The organism is Stenotrophomonas sp. CFBP 13718 (genome assembly GCF_014842145.1).
Classification (GTDB): Bacteria; Pseudomonadota; Gammaproteobacteria; order Xanthomonadales; family Xanthomonadaceae; genus Stenotrophomonas.
In genome coordinates this window covers 20,644-39,023 of the sequence record NZ_JACYVC010000012.1, presented here as the reverse complement: position 1 = coordinate 39,023, position 18,380 = coordinate 20,644, and the positions used below count along the sequence as shown (strand labels likewise).

Annotated in this window: 21 protein-coding genes; 10 read left to right on the top strand and 11 right to left on the bottom strand. The window is 68.5% G+C overall.

Annotated elements, in window-relative coordinates:
* Positions 1–35: 35 nt before the first annotated feature.
* From IFT58_RS16175 to mdcA, 9 genes are all read right to left on the bottom strand, one after another.
* Positions 36–755, bottom strand: a complete 720-nt coding sequence (locus IFT58_RS16175; RefSeq protein ID WP_192079669.1) for a GntR family transcriptional regulator — start codon at positions 753–755, stop codon at positions 36–38.
* A gap of 88 nt (positions 756–843) precedes the next feature.
* On the bottom strand, positions 844–2,190 hold the full coding sequence (locus tag IFT58_RS16170) for an SLC13 family permease (protein WP_192096127.1): 1,347 nt from the start codon (positions 2,188–2,190) through the stop codon (positions 844–846).
* Between the two features lie 88 nt (positions 2,191–2,278).
* A complete protein-coding gene (mdcH, locus tag IFT58_RS16165; protein ID WP_192079665.1) occupies positions 2,279–3,196 on the bottom strand; it encodes a malonate decarboxylase subunit epsilon in 918 nt (305 codons plus the stop codon).
* Complete coding sequence (mdcB, locus tag IFT58_RS16160; protein ID WP_192079663.1) at positions 3,193–4,053, bottom strand: triphosphoribosyl-dephospho-CoA synthase MdcB; 861 nt, start codon at positions 4,051–4,053, stop codon at positions 3,193–3,195. Before mdcB ends, mdcH begins: the two co-directional genes overlap by 4 nt.
* Positions 4,050–4,703 carry a malonate decarboxylase holo-[acyl-carrier-protein] synthase gene (mdcG, locus tag IFT58_RS16155; protein WP_192096125.1) on the bottom strand — a complete coding sequence of 218 codons (654 nt, stop codon included), beginning with the start codon at positions 4,701–4,703 and terminating at the stop codon, positions 4,050–4,052. The genes mdcB and mdcG overlap by 4 nt, the downstream gene beginning before the upstream one ends.
* Before the next feature lie 3 nt (positions 4,704–4,706).
* A complete protein-coding gene (gene mdcE, locus IFT58_RS16150) occupies positions 4,707–5,411 on the bottom strand; it encodes a biotin-independent malonate decarboxylase subunit gamma (RefSeq protein ID WP_192096123.1) in 705 nt (234 codons plus the stop codon).
* Positions 5,408–6,304, bottom strand: coding sequence for a biotin-independent malonate decarboxylase subunit beta (locus IFT58_RS16145; protein WP_192096121.1), 897 nt, complete (start codon positions 6,302–6,304; stop codon positions 5,408–5,410). Before IFT58_RS16145 ends, mdcE begins: the two co-directional genes overlap by 4 nt.
* Positions 6,301–6,624 (bottom strand): malonate decarboxylase acyl carrier protein, encoded by a 324-nt coding sequence (gene mdcC / locus IFT58_RS16140; RefSeq protein WP_192096119.1) that lies wholly within the window; start codon positions 6,622–6,624, stop codon positions 6,301–6,303. Before mdcC ends, IFT58_RS16145 begins: the two co-directional genes overlap by 4 nt.
* 12 nt (positions 6,625–6,636) lie before the next feature.
* Positions 6,637–8,280: a malonate decarboxylase subunit alpha gene (mdcA, locus tag IFT58_RS16135; RefSeq protein WP_192096117.1), complete on the bottom strand. Its 1,644-nt coding sequence runs from the start codon at positions 8,278–8,280 to the stop codon at positions 6,637–6,639.
* A 163-nt stretch (positions 8,281–8,443) separates the two neighbouring features.
* On the opposite strand from mdcA, the gene IFT58_RS16130 reads away from it, so the two are divergent.
* Positions 8,444–8,731, top strand: a complete 288-nt coding sequence (locus IFT58_RS16130; protein WP_192096201.1) for a DUF3817 domain-containing protein — start codon at positions 8,444–8,446, stop codon at positions 8,729–8,731.
* A gap of 416 nt (positions 8,732–9,147) precedes the next feature.
* Here the strand turns inward: IFT58_RS16130 and IFT58_RS16125 are convergent, their stop codons facing one another.
* Both IFT58_RS16125 and IFT58_RS16120 read right to left on the bottom strand, forming a co-directional pair.
* Positions 9,148–10,311: an MFS transporter gene (locus IFT58_RS16125; protein WP_192096115.1), complete on the bottom strand. Its 1,164-nt coding sequence runs from the start codon at positions 10,309–10,311 to the stop codon at positions 9,148–9,150.
* 22 nt (positions 10,312–10,333) lie between these two features.
* Positions 10,334–11,119, bottom strand: a complete 786-nt coding sequence (locus tag IFT58_RS16120) for a DeoR/GlpR family DNA-binding transcription regulator (RefSeq protein WP_192096113.1) — start codon at positions 11,117–11,119, stop codon at positions 10,334–10,336.
* 318 nt (positions 11,120–11,437) lie between these two features.
* Here IFT58_RS16120 and moaA point away from each other — a divergent pair, with 318 nt between their 5' ends.
* The 9 genes from moaA (at position 11,438) to IFT58_RS16075 (ending at position 18,182) form a co-directional block, all read left to right on the top strand.
* Positions 11,438–12,457, top strand: a complete 1,020-nt coding sequence (gene moaA, locus IFT58_RS16115) for a GTP 3',8-cyclase MoaA (protein ID WP_192096200.1) — start codon at positions 11,438–11,440, stop codon at positions 12,455–12,457.
* A gap of 8 nt (positions 12,458–12,465) precedes the next feature.
* The gene (gene moaCB, locus IFT58_RS16110; protein ID WP_192096111.1) at positions 12,466–13,464 is read left to right on the top strand and encodes a bifunctional molybdenum cofactor biosynthesis protein MoaC/MoaB; all 999 of its coding nucleotides are present in this window, start codon (positions 12,466–12,468) and stop codon (positions 13,462–13,464) included.
* On the top strand, positions 13,461–14,732 hold the full coding sequence (gene glp / locus IFT58_RS16105; protein ID WP_192096109.1) for a gephyrin-like molybdotransferase Glp: 1,272 nt from the start codon (positions 13,461–13,463) through the stop codon (positions 14,730–14,732). The genes moaCB and glp overlap by 4 nt, the downstream gene beginning before the upstream one ends.
* The gene (locus tag IFT58_RS16100; RefSeq protein WP_188327122.1) at positions 14,729–14,989 is read left to right on the top strand and encodes a MoaD/ThiS family protein; all 261 of its coding nucleotides are present in this window, start codon (positions 14,729–14,731) and stop codon (positions 14,987–14,989) included. The genes glp and IFT58_RS16100 overlap by 4 nt, the downstream gene beginning before the upstream one ends.
* A gap of 2 nt (positions 14,990–14,991) precedes the next feature.
* Positions 14,992–15,513: a molybdenum cofactor biosynthesis protein MoaE gene (locus IFT58_RS16095; protein ID WP_192096108.1), complete on the top strand. Its 522-nt coding sequence runs from the start codon at positions 14,992–14,994 to the stop codon at positions 15,511–15,513.
* Positions 15,514–15,538: 25 nt separating this feature from the next.
* Positions 15,539–16,279 (top strand): molybdate ABC transporter substrate-binding protein, encoded by a 741-nt coding sequence (gene modA / locus IFT58_RS16090; RefSeq protein ID WP_192096106.1) that lies wholly within the window; start codon positions 15,539–15,541, stop codon positions 16,277–16,279.
* 3 nt (positions 16,280–16,282) lie between these two features.
* Positions 16,283–16,966: a molybdate ABC transporter permease subunit gene (gene modB / locus IFT58_RS16085; protein WP_192096198.1), complete on the top strand. Its 684-nt coding sequence runs from the start codon at positions 16,283–16,285 to the stop codon at positions 16,964–16,966.
* Positions 16,956–17,624 carry an ATP-binding cassette domain-containing protein gene (locus tag IFT58_RS16080; protein WP_192096104.1) on the top strand — a complete coding sequence of 223 codons (669 nt, stop codon included), beginning with the start codon at positions 16,956–16,958 and terminating at the stop codon, positions 17,622–17,624. The genes modB and IFT58_RS16080 overlap by 11 nt, the downstream gene beginning before the upstream one ends.
* Before the next feature lie 75 nt (positions 17,625–17,699).
* Positions 17,700–18,182 (top strand): YetF domain-containing protein, encoded by a 483-nt coding sequence (locus IFT58_RS16075; RefSeq protein WP_192096103.1) that lies wholly within the window; start codon positions 17,700–17,702, stop codon positions 18,180–18,182.
* Positions 18,183–18,380: the final 198 nt, after the last annotated feature.

Sequence of the window (18,380 nt, the reverse complement as noted above, 5' to 3'; positions counted from 1 at the left end):
GCTGGAGCTTGACGGCCAGCGGCCGTCACTACCCTTCAGATGCCGCCTTCGCGTGGCAGCGGGGCGGGCACATTGAGTTGCCCCCCTGCGGCCACATAGGCGGCCAGTGCTTCACCCTGGCTGAGCAGGTGACGGTTCATCGTCGCTTCCGCCGCCTGCGCGTCGCGGCGGCTGATGCAGGCCATCAGTTCGCGATGCTCGGCCAAGGACTGGGCCATGCGCCCGGGCGTCAGCAACTGCCGGCCCCGGTGCATCTTCAGGATGCGGTGCAGATCATGGGTCACCCGGATAAGCCAGGGGTTGCCTGCATGGGTCTGCAACGATTCGTGGATCAGGTAGTTGTTGCGGTAGTACTCCGCCAGGTCCCCGCTTGCCGCAGCACTTTCCATGGCGTCGTGCAGTGCCTGCAGGTGCGCGATGCCGTCGTCGTCGATGCGCCGCACGGCGTCGTGCGCGCAGCGGCCTTCCAGCATCGCCATCACCGGAAACAGTTGGTTCAGGTCTTCCAGCGTGAGCCGCGTCACCCGGCTGCCACGGCCGGCGTCGATCTGCACCAGGCCTTCGGCAGCCAGCAGCTTCAGGCTTTCGCGCAGCGGCGTACGGCTGATGCCCAGCTCTTCCGCCAGCGCCGGTTCGTCGATCCACTCACCCGGTGGCAGCAGATAGTCGTAGATCTTCTGCCGCAGCTGTTCGGCGACTTCTTCGTAGAGCGGCACGCGACGGTTGCTTCTGCGGGGGCCGGGGGCCAAGGGCATGGTCAGGTGATCGAATGCAGGAAGGGATAGTTTAATCGCTGCCACCGAGGGTGACGCGGTTGCGCCACCCTCGATGCACCGGTGGGCCTTACATCCAGCCCGGCACCACGAACAACAGCCATGCCAGCAGCGGACCGAAGGCCACGACCAGCCCGCTGTACACCAGGAAGCGGCGGAACAGGGCTTCGCGTTCTTCCTTCGCGGCCGATGCCACCACCAGCGCGCCATTGGTCGAGAACGGGCTGACATCCACCACCGTGGAGGACACCGCCAGCGCACAGATCACACCCGCCGCGCTGAGATGGCCCTGCATCAGGAACGGCACCGCCAACGGGATGGTGGCCCCCAACACGGCAGCCGACGAGGCGAATGCCGAGACGATGCCACCCACGTAGCAGACCAGCAGCGCGCCGAGCAGCGGGATGCCGATGGCGCCCACGCCATGGCCCACGAAATCGACCGCACCGGCCTTCTGCAGTACCGCAACGTAGGTGACCACACCGCTGATCAACAGCACCGTCGACCAGCTGATGCCATCCACCGCGCCCTTCTGTGCACTCGGCGAAGCCAACGCAATGGCCACCGCTACGGTGATCGCGACGAGGCCCACGTTGAGGTCGTAGACCAGTGCGGCAACACCCAGGCCGAGCAGGCCGATCAAGGTGATCAGGCGGTCGCGGTTGAGCCGCACCTCTTCCAGTGCCAAGGGATCGTTGGACAGCGTGCCACCGCCGGCACTGACCACCGCGCCATGGCCTTCAATGGCGAACTGCCGCGACGAAGCCTGCACGCCGGCGACCATCGGCTCGGATGCAAGCTCGGGTCCGCGGCGCATCAGCGCGATGCCGCCGAACGCAAAGAAGCAGATGAAGGCCATCAGGGTGTTGAAGCCCAGGCTGGTCAGGAACACGGCCATTTCCGTGACTTCCAGCCCGGCCTTCTGCACGACCTGGTTGGTGATGCCACCGTACACGCTGATCGGCGAGAAACCGCCGGCCTGCGCGCCATGGATCACCAGCAGGCCCATCATCAGCGGATTGATCCGGTACTGCTTGGCAAAGCGCAGCGCGACCGGCCCGATGATCGCGACCGCAGCGGGGCCCAGGGCGCCGAAGGCCGTCAGCACCGCGGTGACCACGAACATCACCCAGGGGATGGCCACGATGTGGCCGCGCACGGCTTTCACTGCCCAATGCACCAGCAGGTCGATCGTGCCGTTCTTCTGCGCGATCGCGAACAGATACGTGATGCCGACCAGGGTCAGGAACAGGTCACCCGGGAAGCCGGCCAGCACTTCCTTTCCGTCCATCCCGACCCAGATGCCGCCGACGATGAACGCCAATGCAAAGCCGACGGCGCCCATGTTGATGGGCAGGGCCGTGGCCACGATGAACATGATCACCAGTCCGATGATCGTTGCGATTTCTGGACTCATGCGCCCTCCCGAGACACCTGGTCAACCAGCTCGGATGGCGGCCCGCCATCCAGGGGTACTGCGTGTACGTTCTGACCGGTGCGTGCGCTCATGCGCGCGCACAGGCCGCCTGCACCCACTCCAGCACGCCCTCCAGCGTGTGGAACTCTTCCACCGAGCGTGCCTGCAGCTGCGGATGCAGCTCACGGGCGCGCCGGCTCAATGCACTGCCCGGGCCAAGCTCCAGGAACACGCGGGCACCGTGTTCGACGGCCTGCTGCATGACCGTCTGCCACTGCACGGTCTGTTCGATCTGCTTCGCCAGTGAGCGGCGGACCTGTTCCACGGTGACCACGCTGCGACCGTCGATGCCGGCCAACAACCGCGTGCGCGGCGCATGCAGCCCGGTCACCGCAAGACGCTGGGCGAACGCCGCCGCCGCGCTGGCCAGCAAAGGGGTGTGAGCTGGCACCGACACCGGCAGCGGCACGCTGCGCGCGCCACGGGATTCGGCTGCGGCCTGCAGCGCATCCAGCGCAGGGCGTTGCCCCCCCAGCACGACGTGGTCGTCGCCGTTGACGATGGCGACGAAGACACCGTGGTCGCGGCACAGCGCGTCGATGACGCCGCGCTCCAGCCCGATCACCGCCAGCAGTCCGCCGTCGGCGGGCGCTGCGGCGTCCATGGCCGCCGCGCGGTCGATGGCCAGTTGCAGGCACTGCGCCGGCTCCAGGCTGCCAGCCACCGCGTGAGCGGCGAGTTCGCCCGCGCTGTAGCCGGCCACCACCCGTGGGGGAGGGAGGTGATCGCGAAGGGCGAGCCAATGGCCCAGCGCCGCTGCACAGACCAGAGGCTGAGCCATGGCATTGCGGAACCGGTCCGGGTCCGCCGCCAGCGTGGCCGGTGCCGCACCAAGCAGCTGCGCAAGCACCTCCAGCATCGGCGCGGCGGCCGCCGACGCGGCAAGGCGATCGAACATGCCGGGCTGTTGCCCACCCTGGCCGGGGCACAGGAGCGCGAGCGTCATGGCATGCGCTCCTGCATCAGCAGGAACACGCTGCAGGCAAGCAGGTCTGCGCTGCCGCCAGGGCTCAACCGACGCTGCTCGAATGCATGGCCGAGGTGCCGCAGGCGTGCCGACCAGCCCGCCGCATGGACGCCTCCGCTGGCCAGGAACTCCCGTGCGCTCGCCTGCGCGAACGCCAATCCCTCACGTCCGCCGCGATGCAGCAGGTTGAGGTCGTCCGCCACTGCGATCAGTTGCATCAGGGTCTGCACATGCGCGGTTGCGGGATCCAGCCCGTCGGCCAAGGCCGCGCGGAGCGCTGGCACTCCGACCCCCTGCAGCAGGGGAAATCCAGCGGCGGCTTGTTCGCGGACACCGGCGACGCCGTGCAGGGCACGCGCACGCTGTCCCGGACTGCGCGGGTCCAAGGGGGCGTCCAGCAGGTCATCGCGCCACCGTGCAACATCGGCGCACACCGTCTCGGCCGGGGCCGGGCGACCCTGTTGGACGTACAGCCGCGACGCGTGTGCGACCAGCAGGCCCAGGCTGAAGATGGCCCCGCGGTGGGTGTTGATGCCGCCGGTCGCTGCGCCCATTGCCTGCTCCGCGCTGAGGCCGAGCTGTCGCAGCGACGCGAATCGCTGCGCGGTGGGGCCCTGTGCGGCGATCGCCACGAAATAACCGCGCAGCGCGAACAGGCTGCGCATGAAGGTGCCGGCATCCATGTCGCGGTGACTGCCACGACTGAAGGGGGTCACCAGGCCGGGTTTCGGACTGCAGGCCAGCTCGGCGTGCAGCGCGGCGATGGCCATGCGGCCCAGCCGGTGCGCGGGTGCGCGCGGAAAGGGGGAAGGGCAGGGGATCGCGAGCGCGTTCATGCAGGCTGACGCCTGTCGGCGCACGCATCTGCGCCCAGCGCGTCGCGCGTCGCCAGCCAGCAGGCCGCATCGGCCTTCACCAGCACCCGCGGTGCATCGCTGGCGTATTCGCGCCAGTTCACCGCCTGTCCACCGGCGAATCGCAATTCGCCATCGGCACGCAGACGATGCACGGATTCCCAGTGCTGCAACAGCGTGCAGATCGCTGTCGCGGCATGCTGATCATCGACCTCCCACAGCAGGTCGAGGTCCGAGCCAGGATGTACGTACTCACGTCCGGTGACCGCCTGCCAGCCGTGGCTGCCGAACACGCGCGGTGCCAGCCCCCGTCCGCTGCACTGCTGATGCAGCGCGTGCAGGGCGGGCCGCCAGCTGCCGCTGCAGGTTTCCAGCACCGCCTGCAGCGACGGCGGCGGCGCGTGGCGCAGGACCGCACCGCGCGGTGCGCGCAAGGCCAGGCGCTGGCGCTGTTCGGCCAGTGGCAAGGGCACGCCGAGCCGCAGCTGATCGCCATCGGTTGCCGGATCGCGCCGCGCAATGACCACCGGCAGCCGTGCCCGCAACCAGGCGCGCAGACGGGCTTCGGCCTGCGGGGTCAGCGCGGTGAAGTCCGCCTGCGGGTCGATCCAGGCCAGATCGTGGCGCTGCATGGCTCAGGCCTCGCCCGCCGCTACGGCGCAGGCGACGTCGTGTGCCAGCAGGCGTCCGCCGCGTTGCAGGCCGCGTTCGCGGCGCAGGTCGCGGGTCGGTGGCGCGGCGAGCGCTGCCTCCAGCGCGACCGCAAGATCGCCCTCCCACACCGCTTCCACCGCGCCCATCCGCACATAGTTGTCGACGCCGGGCGCGAACACCGGGGAGCTGGTGCTCAACGCCTGCAGCTTCTCCAGCGGCTGCTTGGTGACCCGCGCCATCGCACGCAGATCCATCACCCGGACCTGGGCCTCGGGAAGCGCGAAGATGCGGTCCGCCATCAGGCCGAAGGACAGGAATCCTCCACTCACGGACTCGCCATACACCAGGCTGATCAACGGCGCACCGCGCCGACGCGCGAGCTCCAGGCTGCGCGCGAGGTGCGCGAAACACCCATTGATGCCCAGCAGTTCATCGCGGCGCGCCAGCCGCTGGCCCGCCGTATCGACCAGCATCACGATGGGGCGCTGCGGATGCGCACGGGTGCTGGCCAGGACGCAGGCCGACAGCGCCAGCGCGTGATCAACGCCCACCTCGAGCTTGTTGGCGGTGCCGATGACCGTGACCTCGCCCACGCCGGTGGTGGCGGTTCCGGTCAGTACGTCATCGTTGCGGGCAATGGCGTGGCCGGCCGGGAACAGGGCAGGCAGCAGTTGATCGAGCTTCATGGCAGGCTCCGCGCGGCAACCGCATCGAGGAAGGCGGGGGTATCGAGCAGGGGCAGTCGCTGGGGCTGGGCGATGCCCTGCAGGGTCCAGATATCCAGGCCATCGCGGCACGCGCCATAGGCGGCGATGCGTGCCTCCAGCTTGCGCTGGGCCTGCTCCAGCGACGCAAGCGGGTCGTCGGTTCCTGCCGCATCGCCGGCATCGAGGGCCGCCACGGCGGCGTCGACGAACGCGTCCATCCGGTCGGCGACCAGCTGGTCTGCCTCGCCGATAAGGTAACGGTGCTTGCCGCCGGTGACCCGCCACACCAGGGCGCGGTCGCGCGAGTCGAACTCTTCCACGCCCCGCACCGTTTCAATGACTTCAGGGCCGGACAATGACAAGCGGCCTTCTTCGGACATCAGCACCGCGGTGCAGCAGCGGGCAACGATGCCCATGCCACCGAAGGCCCCGTTCCCGCTGCCGACCAGCGCCAGCACCGGGATGCCTTCCGCGCGTGCCGCCAGCACGGCGCGCATGATCTCGGAAATCGCAATCAGGCCCGCGTTGGCCTCGTGCAAGCGCACACCACCGCTGTCCAGCAGCAGCAGCACCGCGTCCGGGCGCTCGCTGCGGGCGCGTTCCAGCAGGCCGGTCAGTTTGGCGCCATGCACTTCGCCCACGCCGCCGCCCATGAAGGCGCCCTGCTGCGCGGCCACCAGCACCGCGCGGCCCCGCAACTTGCCTGCGCCGACGACGATGCCATCGTCGAACGCCCCGGGTACGTCCAGCTGGGCCAGGTGCGGGCTGATGGTGCGCCGGCGCGGACCGTAGTATTCGGTGAAGCTGCCGGCATCGAGCAGGCCAGCGATGCGCTCGCGGGCATCGGCTTCGTAGTAACTGCGCTGGCTCATGGCTGTTGTCCCTGCTCGTCGAGCGCTTCCAGTGCCTGCTGCAGGCGCAGGCTCACCACGGCCGGCGTCGCCCCCGCATCATTGATGGACAGTCGGACATCGCGCAGCGGATGGCGTGCGGCGAAGTCGGCCAGCACCGCCTGCCAGATCTCACCGAAGCCGCGGGCCGAGGTGATCACGTCGATCTCCATGTGGCCATCAAGCGGCACCGCTTCGACCAGTACTTCCAGATTGCCCGAGGCGACCACGCCGACCAGGGCGTGCAGATCGGCGGCGCCCAGCAGGCGCTCACCGGGAAAACGATAACGGAGGGTTTCCATGGATGCTGTCCCTTACCAGTTGCGGAAGCGTTTGGGCGGGTCGTACAGGCCGCCGGACCAGTGCACGAGATCCTTGATCGAGCGCGCGGCGAGCAGATCGCGCGTGGCGTCGCGGCTGCGTACGCCCAGGTCCTCGGCGCGGCGGATCACACCACGGTCGCGCAGGTTCTCCACCATTGCTTTGTCGCGGCCCATGCCCACGGCGGTGTAGCCGGCGACACCGCGTATCGCCTGTTCGCGTTCTTCCGGGGTGCGGCACAGCAGCAGGTTGGCGATGCCTTCCTCGGTCAGGATGTGAGTCACGTCGTCGCCGTAGATCATCACCGGCGGCAGGGGCATGTTCGCGCGCTCGGCCAGCTCCCAGGCATCCAGCCGGTCGACGAAGGCCGGTGCCATGTGTTCGCGGAAGGTTTCCACCATCTGCACCACCAGCTTGCGACCGCGCGGCATCTGGCCGGGCAGTGCCGCTTCCGCGCCTGCCTTCAGCCAGGCCGGACTGGCGTGGCGACGGCCGCGTGCATCCGATCCCATGTTGGGCGCGCCGCCGAAGCCGGCGATGCGGTCGCGCGTGGCGGTGGAACTGTTGCCCTGCAGGTCGATCTGCAGGGTGGATCCGATGAACATGTCGCAGGCATACAGGCCGGCGGTCTGCGAGAACGCCCGGTTGGACCGCATGCTGCCGTCGGCACCGGTGAAGAACACATCGGGACGCGCCTGGATGTACTTCTCCATGCCCAGTTCCGAGCCGAACGAATGCACGGATTTGACGAAGCCGGATTCGATGGCCGGGATCAGCGCCGGATGCGGATTGAGTGCCCAGTGGCTGCCGATCTTGCCTTTCAGCCCCAGCGATTCGCCGTACGTGGGCAGCAGCAGTTCGATCGCCGCGGTATCGAAGCCGATGCCATGGTTGAGGCGCTGCACCCCGTACTCCGCGTAGATGCCTTTGATCGCCATCATCGCCATCAGCACCTGGATCTCGGAGATCTGTGCCGGATCGCGGGTGAACAGCGGTTCGATGTAGTTGGGGCGCGGCGCGAGGGTCACGAAATCGACCCAGTCCGCCGGGATGTCGACGCGGGGGAGGGTATCGACGATCTCGTTGACCTGGGCGATGACGATGCCGCCGCGGAAGGCGGTGGCTTCGACGATGACCGGGGTGTCTTCGGTGTTCGGACCCGTATAGAGATTGCCATGGCGGTCCGCTGCCTGGGCGGCGATCAGGGCGACTTTCGGGGTGAGGTCGATGAAGTAGCGGCCGAACAGTTCCAGATAGGTATGGATCGCGCCGATGTCGATGCGTCCTTCAGCCACCAGACCCGCAAGACGACCGCCCTGTGGACCGGAGAAGGAGAAATCCAGGCGCTTGGCGATGCCGCGCTCGAACACGTCCAGATGCGAGGGCAGGGAGAGTACGGACTGCACCATGTGCAGGTCGCGCACCCGTTCCGGATTGACCTGGGCCAGCGATTCGGCCAGAAAGTCGGCCTGCTTCTGGTTGTTGCCTTCCAGACAGACGCGGTCACCGGGCTCGATGACGGCTTCGAACAGGTCGATCACGCGGGCGTGCGGCACCTCGCGCGCCAAGCCGGCTTGGGCGGCGCGTTGCAGGCGCTCCTGGCGCTGCTGCTCAAGGGTATTCCAGACACGGGTCATGCCGATGACCTTTGTAATTACGGAGTAATTACGACGCTATCACCGGATTCCAGAGCCTGCAAGCGTCGGTGCAGCATGAGTATCGGCTGCGGATGCGTATCATCCGTATTCCTGCAAGCGGCCACCGGAGTTTCTGTTGAAGCCTTTACCCCCGATCAGTCCGATGGGCCGCGTGTTCGCCTGGACGGCGTTTTTCGAGGCCCTCACGTGGGCCGGCCTGCTGCTGGGCATGTGGTTGAAATACGGCCCGCAGGCCACCGAGTCGGTGGTGTGGTGGTTTGGCCGGTTGCATGGCGTGGCGTTCATGGCCTATCTGGCCGTGACCGTGGTCGCTGCGCTGCGACTGCGCTGGCCGTGGTGGGCCACGCTGCTCGCCATCGTCGCGGCCGTGCCACCGCTGGCCACGTTGCCGTTGGAATGGTGGTTCCGCCGCCGCGGCCTGCTCCGGTAACGCCGGCGCACGCCCCGCACGCCCCGCACGGGTAGCGCCGAGCCACGCTCGGCGGAGTGTTTCCGGGGCACTGAACCAACAGCCGCCGAGCACGGCTCGGCGCTACCGTACTGCGGCCCGCGGCGCGATCACCGCAGGCTCCGTCGCGAGACCCGCCCCCGGTAGCGCCGAGGCACGCTCGGCGGAGTGTTTCCGGGCACTGAACCAACAGCCGCCGAGCATGGCTCGGCGCTACCGTACTGCGGCTGGCGGCGCGACCACCGCAGGCTCCGTCGCGAGACGCGCCCCCGGTAGCGCCGAGCCACGCTCGGCGGAGTGTTTCCGGGCACTNGAGACGCGCCCCCGGTAGCGCCGAGCCATGCTCGGCGGAGTGTTTCCGGGGCACAGAACCAACAGCCGCCGAGCACGGCTCGGCGCTACCGCTGCGGCCCGCGCCGTGAGCCCGCACCGATCGCGCGCGCGCCGATGCCGACCAGCAGCAGGGCGATGGCCACCAGTACGAAGGCGACCACCAGGCTGCTCAGGTGCGCGACAAACCCGACCAGCGCCGGTCCGGCCAGGACGCCCGCATAGCCCAGCGTGGTCACCGCCGGAATCGCCAGGCTTTCCGGCATGGCCTTCTGGTTGCCGGCAAGGGTGAACAGCACCGGCACGATGTTCGCGCACCCCAGGCCCACCAACGCGTAGCCCGACAACGCGAGGGGAAGCGTGTCGGCGAACGTGGCCATCAGCAGTCCCCCCGCGCCGAGTGCCGCCCCCGCCAGTACCGCACGCAGGGCGCCCAGCCGGGCGACCACCCGGTCACCGAACAGGCGGGTGACGGTCATCGCCACCGAAAACACCAGGAAGCCGAGCCCTGCGCGACCCGCCGGCACCGCCTGCACTTCATGCAGGAACACCGCGCTCCAGTCCAGCATGACCCCTTCGCACAGGAAGGCGACGAAGCACAGGGCGCCGATCAGCAGCACCACCCCGCGCGGGATGGCGAACATCGGCGCATCACCGGGGGCGCGCTCACGGCGCCAGTGCGACGCGGCCAGGAGGATGACCACCCCCATCACCGCGACCAGCAGGCACGCGCCGACCCACGGCGCCGCACCCAGCGCAAGCAGCGCCGTCATCGCCGCTGCACCCACCGCGCCGCCGATGCTGTAGAACGCGTGGAAGCCCGACATCATCGGCCGCTGTGCATCGCGCTCCACCATGACCGCCTGCAGGTTCATGACGCAGTCGCAGGCCCCCACGCCCGCACCAAACACGAACAACGCGCCAGCCAGCGCAAAGGCATTCGGTGCCACGGCGAGAAAGGGCAGCGCCAGGCAAGCCAGTGCCAGCGTGGCCAACATCAGGGCGCGGCAGCCGAAACGCGCGGCCAACGCACCGGCGACCGGCATCGCCAGCAGCGAGCCTGCGCCGAGGCAGAGCAGCGCGAGCCCCAGCGTGCCCTCGTCCAACCCCGTACGCATCTTGGCGAACGGCACCAGCGGCGCCCACGCCGCGATGGCGAAGCCGGGCAGGAAGAACACCGCGCGTGTAGCGTGCTGCTGGCGCAAGGCGGCAGGGCGGGACAGATCGTTCATCGTGACGTTTTCCAGGCAGGAGTCAGGCAGCAGTGTCAGGGCTGGGCAGGACCGCCACGCCACGCTGGCGCAGGCCGTCGATGAAGGCGGCAGGCGCATCGGCTTCGACCAGCACGGTGTCGACCTGATCACGCCGGCCGATACGGTGCGCGCCCACGGCGCCCAGTTTTTCCGTCATGGCCACCACCACGAAACGATCACAGCAGCGCAGCAACGCGCGCTTGAAAGCGGCCTCCTCGCCGTCGATGGCCCACGCCTCCCCTTCGCTGTCCAGGGCGCAGGTACCGATGAAGCCCACATCGACCCGCAGCGTGGCCAACTGCTCCAGCGCCTGCGCCCCAAGCACTGCGCCGGAGCGCGCATCCAGGCGTCCACCGATCAGGGTGACCTCGATGTCGCCGCGCCCCATCAGCACCAGGGCGATGTCCGGCGCGTTGGTCACCACGCGCAAGGCGCGGTCACCGGGCAGGGCCGCCGCAATCGCGCTGTTGGTCGAGCCCGCATCCAGTGCGACGACGTTGCCGGGCTGCAGCAGGCTGACGGCGCTCAGCGCCAGCGCGTGTTTGCGTGACGACTGATGCTGCTGTCGCTCGGCCAGGGGCGGAAACGCAGGCGTCAGCGGCAATGCGCCGCCATGGACGCGACGGCACAGACCGCGTTGGTCCAGCTCACGCAGGTCGCGGCGGATGGAGTCTTCCGACACGCCGAAATGCTCGGCCAGTGGCGCGGCGAGCACGCGACCTTCGTCGCGCAACACGCGCAGGATGTAGTGCTGGCGTTCGCCCGGCAGCGCGTCGGGGCCGCTCATCGGGCCGCGGCCGTCGTCGACGAGGCCGTCCCGCATCCGCCAGCGGGCAGGGCAATCAGCATAGGGAGAGGGCGCATGGGGCATCCAGAGCATGGCGGGCACGTCATCTTAGCCCAAAAGCCGTAATTGCGTGCACGTTCGTGCAGCTTCGTGCAGTCGTCGCGCGCGCTTCCGCAGGCGATGAACCAGGCGGCTACACGCGGCACCGGCCGAACAGGCCTCTGCGCGGCAGGGTTCAAGCGGCTCAGTCATGCCCTGTCGACGCCGCGGCGGTTAGCCTTGATCGCTATGCATGAAGAACGCAGGCAAGGTCAGGACATGGCGCAGCGCGCAGACACAGCAGCAGGATCAGCGGCGGCGCCGCCGCTCAGCGATGGCTTTGGCCGGCGCTTCCCGTACCTGCGTCTTTCGCTGACCGAAGCCTGCAATTTCAGCTGCAGCTATTGCCTACCGGACGGCTACCAGGCCGATGGGCGTCCGCGCTTTCTCGCGCTGGACGAAATCGGCCGGTTGGTGCGCGCGTTCGCGGCGCTGGGCATGCACAAGATCCGGCTTACCGGCGGCGAGCCCAGCCTGCGCAGGGATCTCGATGCGATCATCGAAACCGTGGCGGCCGTGCCGGGTATCCGCAAGGTGGCGATCACCACCAACGGCACCCAGCTGCCGAGACGGCTGCCGGGATGGCGCCGGGCGGGATTGACCGCGCTCAACGTCAGCATGGACAGCCTGCAGCGCGATCGCTTCAAGGCCATCACCGGTCACGACCGGCTGCCCGAGATCCTGCAGGGGCTGCAGATGGCGCAGGCGCTGGAGCTGCCGTCGGTGAAACTCAACGCGGTGCTGCTGCGCGGCCTCAACGATGACGAGCTGCCGCAGTGGATGGACTTCCTGCGCGAGCGCCCGGTCAGCATCCGCTTCATCGAGCTGATGCGCACCGGCGACAACGAAGCCTATTTCGAACGCCATCACCTGCGCGCCGATGTGATCATCGCGCAGCTGCTGGCGGCAGGCTGGAGCGAACGGCCGCGTGGAGCCGATGCCGGCCCGGCGCGCGAATTCGGCCATCCTGGACATCGCGGAACGGTCGGCATCATCGCCCCGTACGCACGTGATTTCTGCGCCGGCTGCAATCGCCTGCGGGTCACCGCGCGTGGCGACCTGCGGCTGTGCCTGTTCGGCGAGTTCGGTGTGCCGCTACGCCCGCTGCTGCAGTCCGACGACGATTTCGATGCCCTGCTGGCCCGCATCACCACCCAGCTCGGGTTGAAGGCGGCCGGACACGGATTGCACCAGGGCCAGACGGGTTTGATCCCGCACCTGGCCTCCATTGGAGGATGAGAAAGACAATGAGTGAGGACATGAGCGCGGCCTTCCACATGGCGGACGTGCGCGACAAGCGCGTCACCCGTCGTCGCGCGGTTGCCGTGGGTGAACTGCTTGCCGGGCCGGTGGCGTATCCGCTGATCGTCGAGCGCCGCCTGCCCAAGGGCGATGCGCTGGTGATGGCCGAGATAGCCGGTCTGCAGGGCGCGAAGATGGCCTCAGCGTTGATGCCGCTGTGCCACCCGCTGCCGCTGGAACTGGTACGTGTGCACTGCGCCGCCGTGCCCGAGCGCAACGCGATCCGGGTCTGGTGTGAGTGTGCCAGCGAGGCGCGTACCGGCGTCGAGATGGAAGCGCTGGCGGGCGTCAACGCAGCGCTGCTGACCCTGTATGACCTGAGCAAGCCGGTGGAGCCTGCGCTGGAGATCAGCGGCATCCGCCTGTTGTTCAAGGAAGGCGGCAAACGCGGCCTGTGGGTCCACCCGCAGGGCATGGATGAGCGGGAAACCCAGCGCTATGCGCCGCGTGCGGCGTACCGGCTGGACGGTGCGCGCAGTGCGGTGCTGACCCTGAGCGACCGCGCCAGCGAGGGTCAGTACGAAGACCGGTCCGGCCCGATCCTGGTGGCGGGCCTGCAGGCGCTGGGCGCCGACGTCGTGGCCAGTGAGGTGCTGCCGGATGGGATCGAACCGCTTGCCGCGCAGGTGAGGGCGCTGGCCGACGCCGGTGTGCAGTTGTGTCTGTGCACGGGCGGTACCGGGCTGGGTCCGCGCGATCTTTCGCCCGAAGCGCTGCAGTCGCTCGGCGGACGGCCGGTTACCGGCTTGGCGCAGATGCTGCGCGCACTCAGTGCGCAGCACACGCCGACCGCGTGGCTGAGCCGTGCCGAGGTGGTGCAGGTGGGCGGCATGCTGGTCTTCGCCTTGCCCGGAAGCCCGCGCGCCGCGACGCAATGCCTGGACATACTGGCGCCGTTGCTCGGCCACGCGCTGGCGATGGTGCAGGGCGGGCAGCACCGATGATCCCCTATGACCACGCCGTGCGGCTGGTACGCGACGCCGCCGGGCTGCAGCCGGCCGAAACGGTGTCGGTGGCAGCGTCCACCGGCCGGGTGCTGGCAGACGCCGTCCGCAGTGGGCAATGTCTGCCCCCGTTCGACAACTCGGCCATGGACGGTTTCGCGCTTCGATTGGCCGGCGAAGCCGCCGATCAGGGCGCCGAGTTCGATATCCGAGGCTGGCAGGCGGCGGGCGATGACGGTGCGGTCGCCGACGCGGGGGCCTGGGAGATCATGACCGGTGCCCGGCTGCCGGAGGGGCTGGACAGCGTGGTGCCGATCGAAGACGTAGAGGTACTGCAGACAGCGGACGGTCGCCCCACGCGGATCCGCCTGCGCGCGGTCGTGACGCCCGGCCAGTTCGTGCGCCGCCGTGGCCAGGACGTGGCGACCGGCGAGCAGATACTGGCGGGCGGCACACTGCTCGATACCAACGCCGTGACGCTGCTGCACGCGATCGGCATCGGTACGGTGAGCGTGCGGGCACGGCCCCGTGTGGCCATCATCGCCACCGGTAAAGAGCTGGTCAGCGATGCCACACAGGCCCTCCAGTCCGGCCAGATCCGCGACAGCAACCGGCCGTATCTGGTTGCCCGGCTCGCTGCGGCGGGTGCCGAGGTGGTTGCCGACGTCGTGGTGGGTGATGAGGTGGAACGCTTCAACCGAGCCTTGGACGAAGCGCTGGCCGCGGGGGCGCAGATCATGTTGAGCACCGGTGCGGTATCGGCCGGCCGCTACGATTTCATCCCCGATGCCCTGCGTGCGCGCGGCGCCCGGATCGTGTTCCACAAGGTGGCGATCAGGCCCGGCAAACCGCTGCTGTTCGCCGTGCTGGCGGACGGCACGGCGTACTTCGGCCTGCCCGGCAATCCGGCGTCGACCGCCGTCGGCCAGCGCTTCTTCGTCGAGCCGATGCTGCGCCGCATGCTGGGCCTGGTGGATGAGCAGGGCGTGCAGGTGGCACTGGCCAGCGACACGGCCACGCCGCCCGGGCTGCGCTTCCACACGCGTGCGGTCATCCAGGCAGATGCCAGTGGGCGGCTGACGGCGCGGCCGTTGGCAGGCCAGGAATCGTTCCGGCTGCAGGCGACGGTACAGGCAACGGGCTGGGCAGTGCTGGACGGGGCGGGCGAGCAGGCCGCGGCGGGCAGCGCGGTGCAGGTATTCAGTTGGGGGCATGCCGACGCGCTGCGGTTTGCAGCGCACGTGCCCGCCCCGCAGGAGATCACATGAGAGAAATGACCGTGCAGTTGTTTGGGGCATTTTCGGAACTGGATGCGGCGCGGGAGATCCGGCTGCAGGTCAGCGGCGACCGGGTGGCGGACCTGCGCAGCGCGCTGCGCGATCTGTTGCCCACGCGCTGGCCAGCGTTCCGTGCGGGGCTGCTGGAGTATTCGGCCTTCGCCGATCAGCAGCGCGTGCTGCGTGACCAGGATGCGCTGCCCGAGGATGGCCGCGTGGCGATCCTGCCACCGGTCAGTGGAGGCTGAGCATGCAGCGACAGGACACCTGGAAGATCGTCGAGCGCGAACGCGACGCCATTGATCCGGCAGAGGGTATCGGCTTCGTCTCCGATCCCGGTTTTGGTGGCATCGATGTCTTCATCGGCAAGGTGCGCGATCTGAATCAGGGGCGCGCGGTGCTGGGCATCAGCTATGACCTGTTCGATCCGCTGGTGCTGGCGGAGTTCGAGCGCCTGGTGGCCGAGGTGCGCGCTGCCCACGGGCCGCTGCTGAAGCTGTATGTCGCCCATGCCAAGGGCCGCCTTGCGGTGGGCGACGTCGCGGTCGTGGTGGCCGCAGGAAGCCCGCATCGCGACGAGGCCTTCAAGGCATGCCGTGCGCTGATCGAAGCGGTGAAGCACCGCAGCCCGATCTGGAAACAGGAACACTACGAGGGAGGCGACAGTGTCTGGAGCGAAGGCTGCTCGCTGTGCGAACCCGGTCATGAGCCGGCGACGCCCGGCGTTCCCACCGTCGCCGCCGCCGCAGCAGCCGCTGCGCGCGGGCCTTGATACCCGCATGCTGCAGGAGCCCCGGATGAAAACCCTGATCGCGACGTTGCTGCTGCTGGCCAGTGCGCCGTTGGCGGCGGCCGACCTCACTGTATCGGCTGCCTCCAGCCTGACCGAAAGCTTCCGCGAGATCGCCGGCGCGTACGAGAAGGCGCATCCCGGCAGCAAGGTGGACCTGAACTTCGCCGCGTCCGGCGTGCTGCTCCAGCAGATCGTGCGCGGCGCGCCGGTGGATGTATTCGCGTCCGCCGATGAAGCCACGATGGACAAGGCCGTGCAGGGGGGCGAGGTGGACGCCGATACGCGCCAGGTGTTCGCGCGCAACGCTTTGTGGGTGATCGTGCCGACCCGCAGCACGGCGCGCCTGACCGGCCTGCCATCGCTGGCGCAGCCCGCGGTGAAGCGTATCGCGGTCGGCAATCCGGACAGCGTGCCGGTAGGCAGCTATGCGCGGGGCGCGCTGCAGGCAGCGGGGCTGTGGACCGCGGTGCAGGCCAAGGCGATCACCACGCAGAACGTGCGGCAGTCTCTGGATTACGTGTCGCGCGGCGAAGTGGATGCCGGGTTCGTCTATGCCACCGATGCGCAGGCCATGCCCGACCGGGTGAAACGCGCCTTCGAGGTGCCGGTCAAGGGCGGGATCACCTATCCGCTGGCGGTGGTGAAGGCCAGTGGCAAGCGTGACGAGGCACTGCGGTTCATTGCCTTCGTGCGTTCGCCCCAAGGCGTGGATATCCTGCGCCGGCATGGCTTCAGCACGCCCTGAATGATCGACCTGGACTGGAGTGCGCTGGGCCTGTCGCTGAAGGTGGCAGGCTGGGCGACCGCGATCAACCTCTTCCTCGGCGTGGGCCTGGGGTGGCTGCTGGCGCGCCGCCGTTTCTTCGGCCGCGAACTGCTGGACACTCTGCTGACCCTGCCCATGGTGCTGCCACCCACCGTGCTCGGCTATTACCTGCTGGTGCTGATCGGCCGCAACGGGCCGCTGGGTGGCTGGCTGCAATCGAGCTTCGGCATCAACCTCGTGTTCACCTGGCAGGCGGCGGTGATCGCCGCGGCCGTTGCCGCGCTGCCGCTGGTGTTCAAGCCGGCGCGGGCGGCCTTTGAGGGTGTCGACGGGCAGCTGGAGCAGGCCGCACGCACGCTCGGCGCAAGCGAGGCAGCCGTGTTCTTCCGGATCACCCTGCCACTGGCGTGGCGCGGCATCCTCGCCGGGTTGCTGCTGGCGTTCGCCCGTGCGATGGGGGAATTCGGCGCCACCATCATGATCGCCGGCAGCATTCCGGGTCGCACCCAGACCCTGTCCATTTCTATCTACGAAGCCGTGCAGGCCGGACAGGATGGCCGTGCGAACGCACTGGTGCTGTTGACGTCGGTGGTGTGCATTGTCGTGCTGCTGCTGGCAGCGCGACTGGTGGGCAGCCGCCGGCAGGAGATGCGTGATGTGGCTTGAGGCGGACATCCAGCGCCACCTGCAGTCGGCCGGGCAGCATTTCCACCTGCAGGTGCAGGTGCAGGCCAGCGAGCGGCAGCTGGTGCTGTTCGGACCGTCCGGTGCGGGCAAGAGCCTGACGCTGAAGGCGATCGCCGGCCTGCTGCGGCCCGACACCGGACGCATCGTGCTCGATGGGCAGGTGGTGTTCGATGCGGCCGCATCGATCTGCCTGCCGGCCCGCGAGCGCCGCCTGGGCTACGTGTTCCAGGACTATGCGCTGTTTCCCCATCTCACCGTGCGCCAGAACGTCGCCTTCGGGCTCCAGCGTGGCTGGTTGAACCCGCGCCGCCATACCCGCGATGCCGACGTTGCGCACTGGTTGCGCCTGTTGCGGATAGAGCGGCTGGGCGATCTGTATCCGGCGCAGGTGTCCGGCGGGCAGCGGCAGCGGATCGCGCTCGCGCGCGCACTGGTCACCCGGCCACGCGCCTTGTTGCTGGACGAACCGTTCGCGGCCCTGGACCACGACCTGAGAGACCACCTGCGCAGTGAGCTGAAGAGCGTACTGGCACAGACGGGCATTCCGCTCCTGCTGATCAGCCACGATCCCCAGGATGTGGCGATGTTCGGGCAGCAGGTCGTGCACCTGGCAGACGGCTCGGTCACCGCTGACTGAGCCCGGCGCGTGCACGGCGCACGCACATCGGTTGCTCTAGAACACCTGCATCACCAAGGTGCGGGAGCGATACACGTGGACGATCTGTGGCACCTGACGATGCCCTGGTGGGAGTTCATCCTGCGTGCCGTGGCGGTCTACGTGGTGGTGCTGCTGATGACCCGGTTGAGCGGCAAACGCTCGCTCGGCCAGTCGACCGCGTTCGATGTACTGGTGATCGTGCTGCTCGGCAACGCCGTGCAGAACTCGCTGATCGGCGAAGACAGCTCACTGCTGGGGGGATTGATCCTCGCGGCCACGTTGTTGTCGCTGAACTGGCTGGTCGGCTTCGCGACCGCACGCAGCCGCGGGCTGGACCGGCTGGTCGAGGGCGCCCCCGTGGTGCTGGTACGCAACGGCCAGGTGTTCTGGAATCAGCTCAAGCACAGCAACCTGTCACCGGCCGACCTGGATGTGGCGATGCGCGCGCAGGGGTGTCGCGCGCATGCCGACATCGAACTGGCGATGTTGGAAACATCGGGCAAGATCAGCATCACCACCTATCGCGACGAACCGTGACCGGCGCCTCCGCATGAACGGTTAAGTGATCCGCGCCACGGCACGGCGGAGGGTCGCGATCGCACGGAATCCACTTGAAAAGCGCGTTGTGACAGCGCGCCATTCAGGGCGGTGTGGCGTGCTCATGCGTCCCGCTTCGGCGCACATCACACACTGTCACAAAGACAACTCTTTGTTTTCACGGAGGGTTGATTGATA

Coding starts and splice junctions, on each gene's coding strand:
- IFT58_RS16175 (WP_192079669.1), bottom strand. CDS start 755: ATGCCCTTGGCCCCCGGCCCCCGCAGAAGCAACCGTCGCGTGCCGCTC.
- IFT58_RS16170 (WP_192096127.1), bottom strand. CDS start 2,190: ATGAGTCCAGAAATCGCAACGATCATCGGACTGGTGATCATGTTCATC.
- mdcH (WP_192079665.1), bottom strand. CDS start 3,196: ATGACGCTCGCGCTCCTGTGCCCCGGCCAGGGTGGGCAACAGCCCGGC.
- mdcB (WP_192079663.1), bottom strand. CDS start 4,053: ATGAACGCGCTCGCGATCCCCTGCCCTTCCCCCTTTCCGCGCGCACCC.
- mdcG (WP_192096125.1), bottom strand. CDS start 4,703: ATGCAGCGCCACGATCTGGCCTGGATCGACCCGCAGGCGGACTTCACC.
- mdcE (WP_192096123.1), bottom strand. CDS start 5,411: ATGAAGCTCGATCAACTGCTGCCTGCCCTGTTCCCGGCCGGCCACGCC.
- IFT58_RS16145 (WP_192096121.1), bottom strand. CDS start 6,304: ATGAGCCAGCGCAGTTACTACGAAGCCGATGCCCGCGAGCGCATCGCT.
- mdcC (WP_192096119.1), bottom strand. CDS start 6,624: ATGGAAACCCTCCGTTATCGTTTTCCCGGTGAGCGCCTGCTGGGCGCC.
- mdcA (WP_192096117.1), bottom strand. CDS start 8,280: ATGACCCGTGTCTGGAATACCCTTGAGCAGCAGCGCCAGGAGCGCCTG.
- IFT58_RS16130 (WP_192096201.1), top strand. CDS start 8,444: ATGGGCCGCGTGTTCGCCTGGACGGCGTTTTTCGAGGCCCTCACGTGG.
- IFT58_RS16125 (WP_192096115.1), bottom strand. CDS start 10,311: ATGAACGATCTGTCCCGCCCTGCCGCCTTGCGCCAGCAGCACGCTACA.
- IFT58_RS16120 (WP_192096113.1), bottom strand. CDS start 11,119: ATGAGCGGCCCCGACGCGCTGCCGGGCGAACGCCAGCACTACATCCTG.
- moaA (WP_192096200.1), top strand. CDS start 11,438: ATGGCGCAGCGCGCAGACACAGCAGCAGGATCAGCGGCGGCGCCGCCG.
- moaCB (WP_192096111.1), top strand. CDS start 12,466: ATGAGTGAGGACATGAGCGCGGCCTTCCACATGGCGGACGTGCGCGAC.
- glp (WP_192096109.1), top strand. CDS start 13,461: ATGATCCCCTATGACCACGCCGTGCGGCTGGTACGCGACGCCGCCGGG.
- IFT58_RS16100 (WP_188327122.1), top strand. CDS start 14,729: ATGAGAGAAATGACCGTGCAGTTGTTTGGGGCATTTTCGGAACTGGAT.
- IFT58_RS16095 (WP_192096108.1), top strand. CDS start 14,992: ATGCAGCGACAGGACACCTGGAAGATCGTCGAGCGCGAACGCGACGCC.
- modA (WP_192096106.1), top strand. CDS start 15,539: ATGAAAACCCTGATCGCGACGTTGCTGCTGCTGGCCAGTGCGCCGTTG.
- IFT58_RS16080 (WP_192096104.1), top strand. CDS start 16,956: ATGTGGCTTGAGGCGGACATCCAGCGCCACCTGCAGTCGGCCGGGCAG.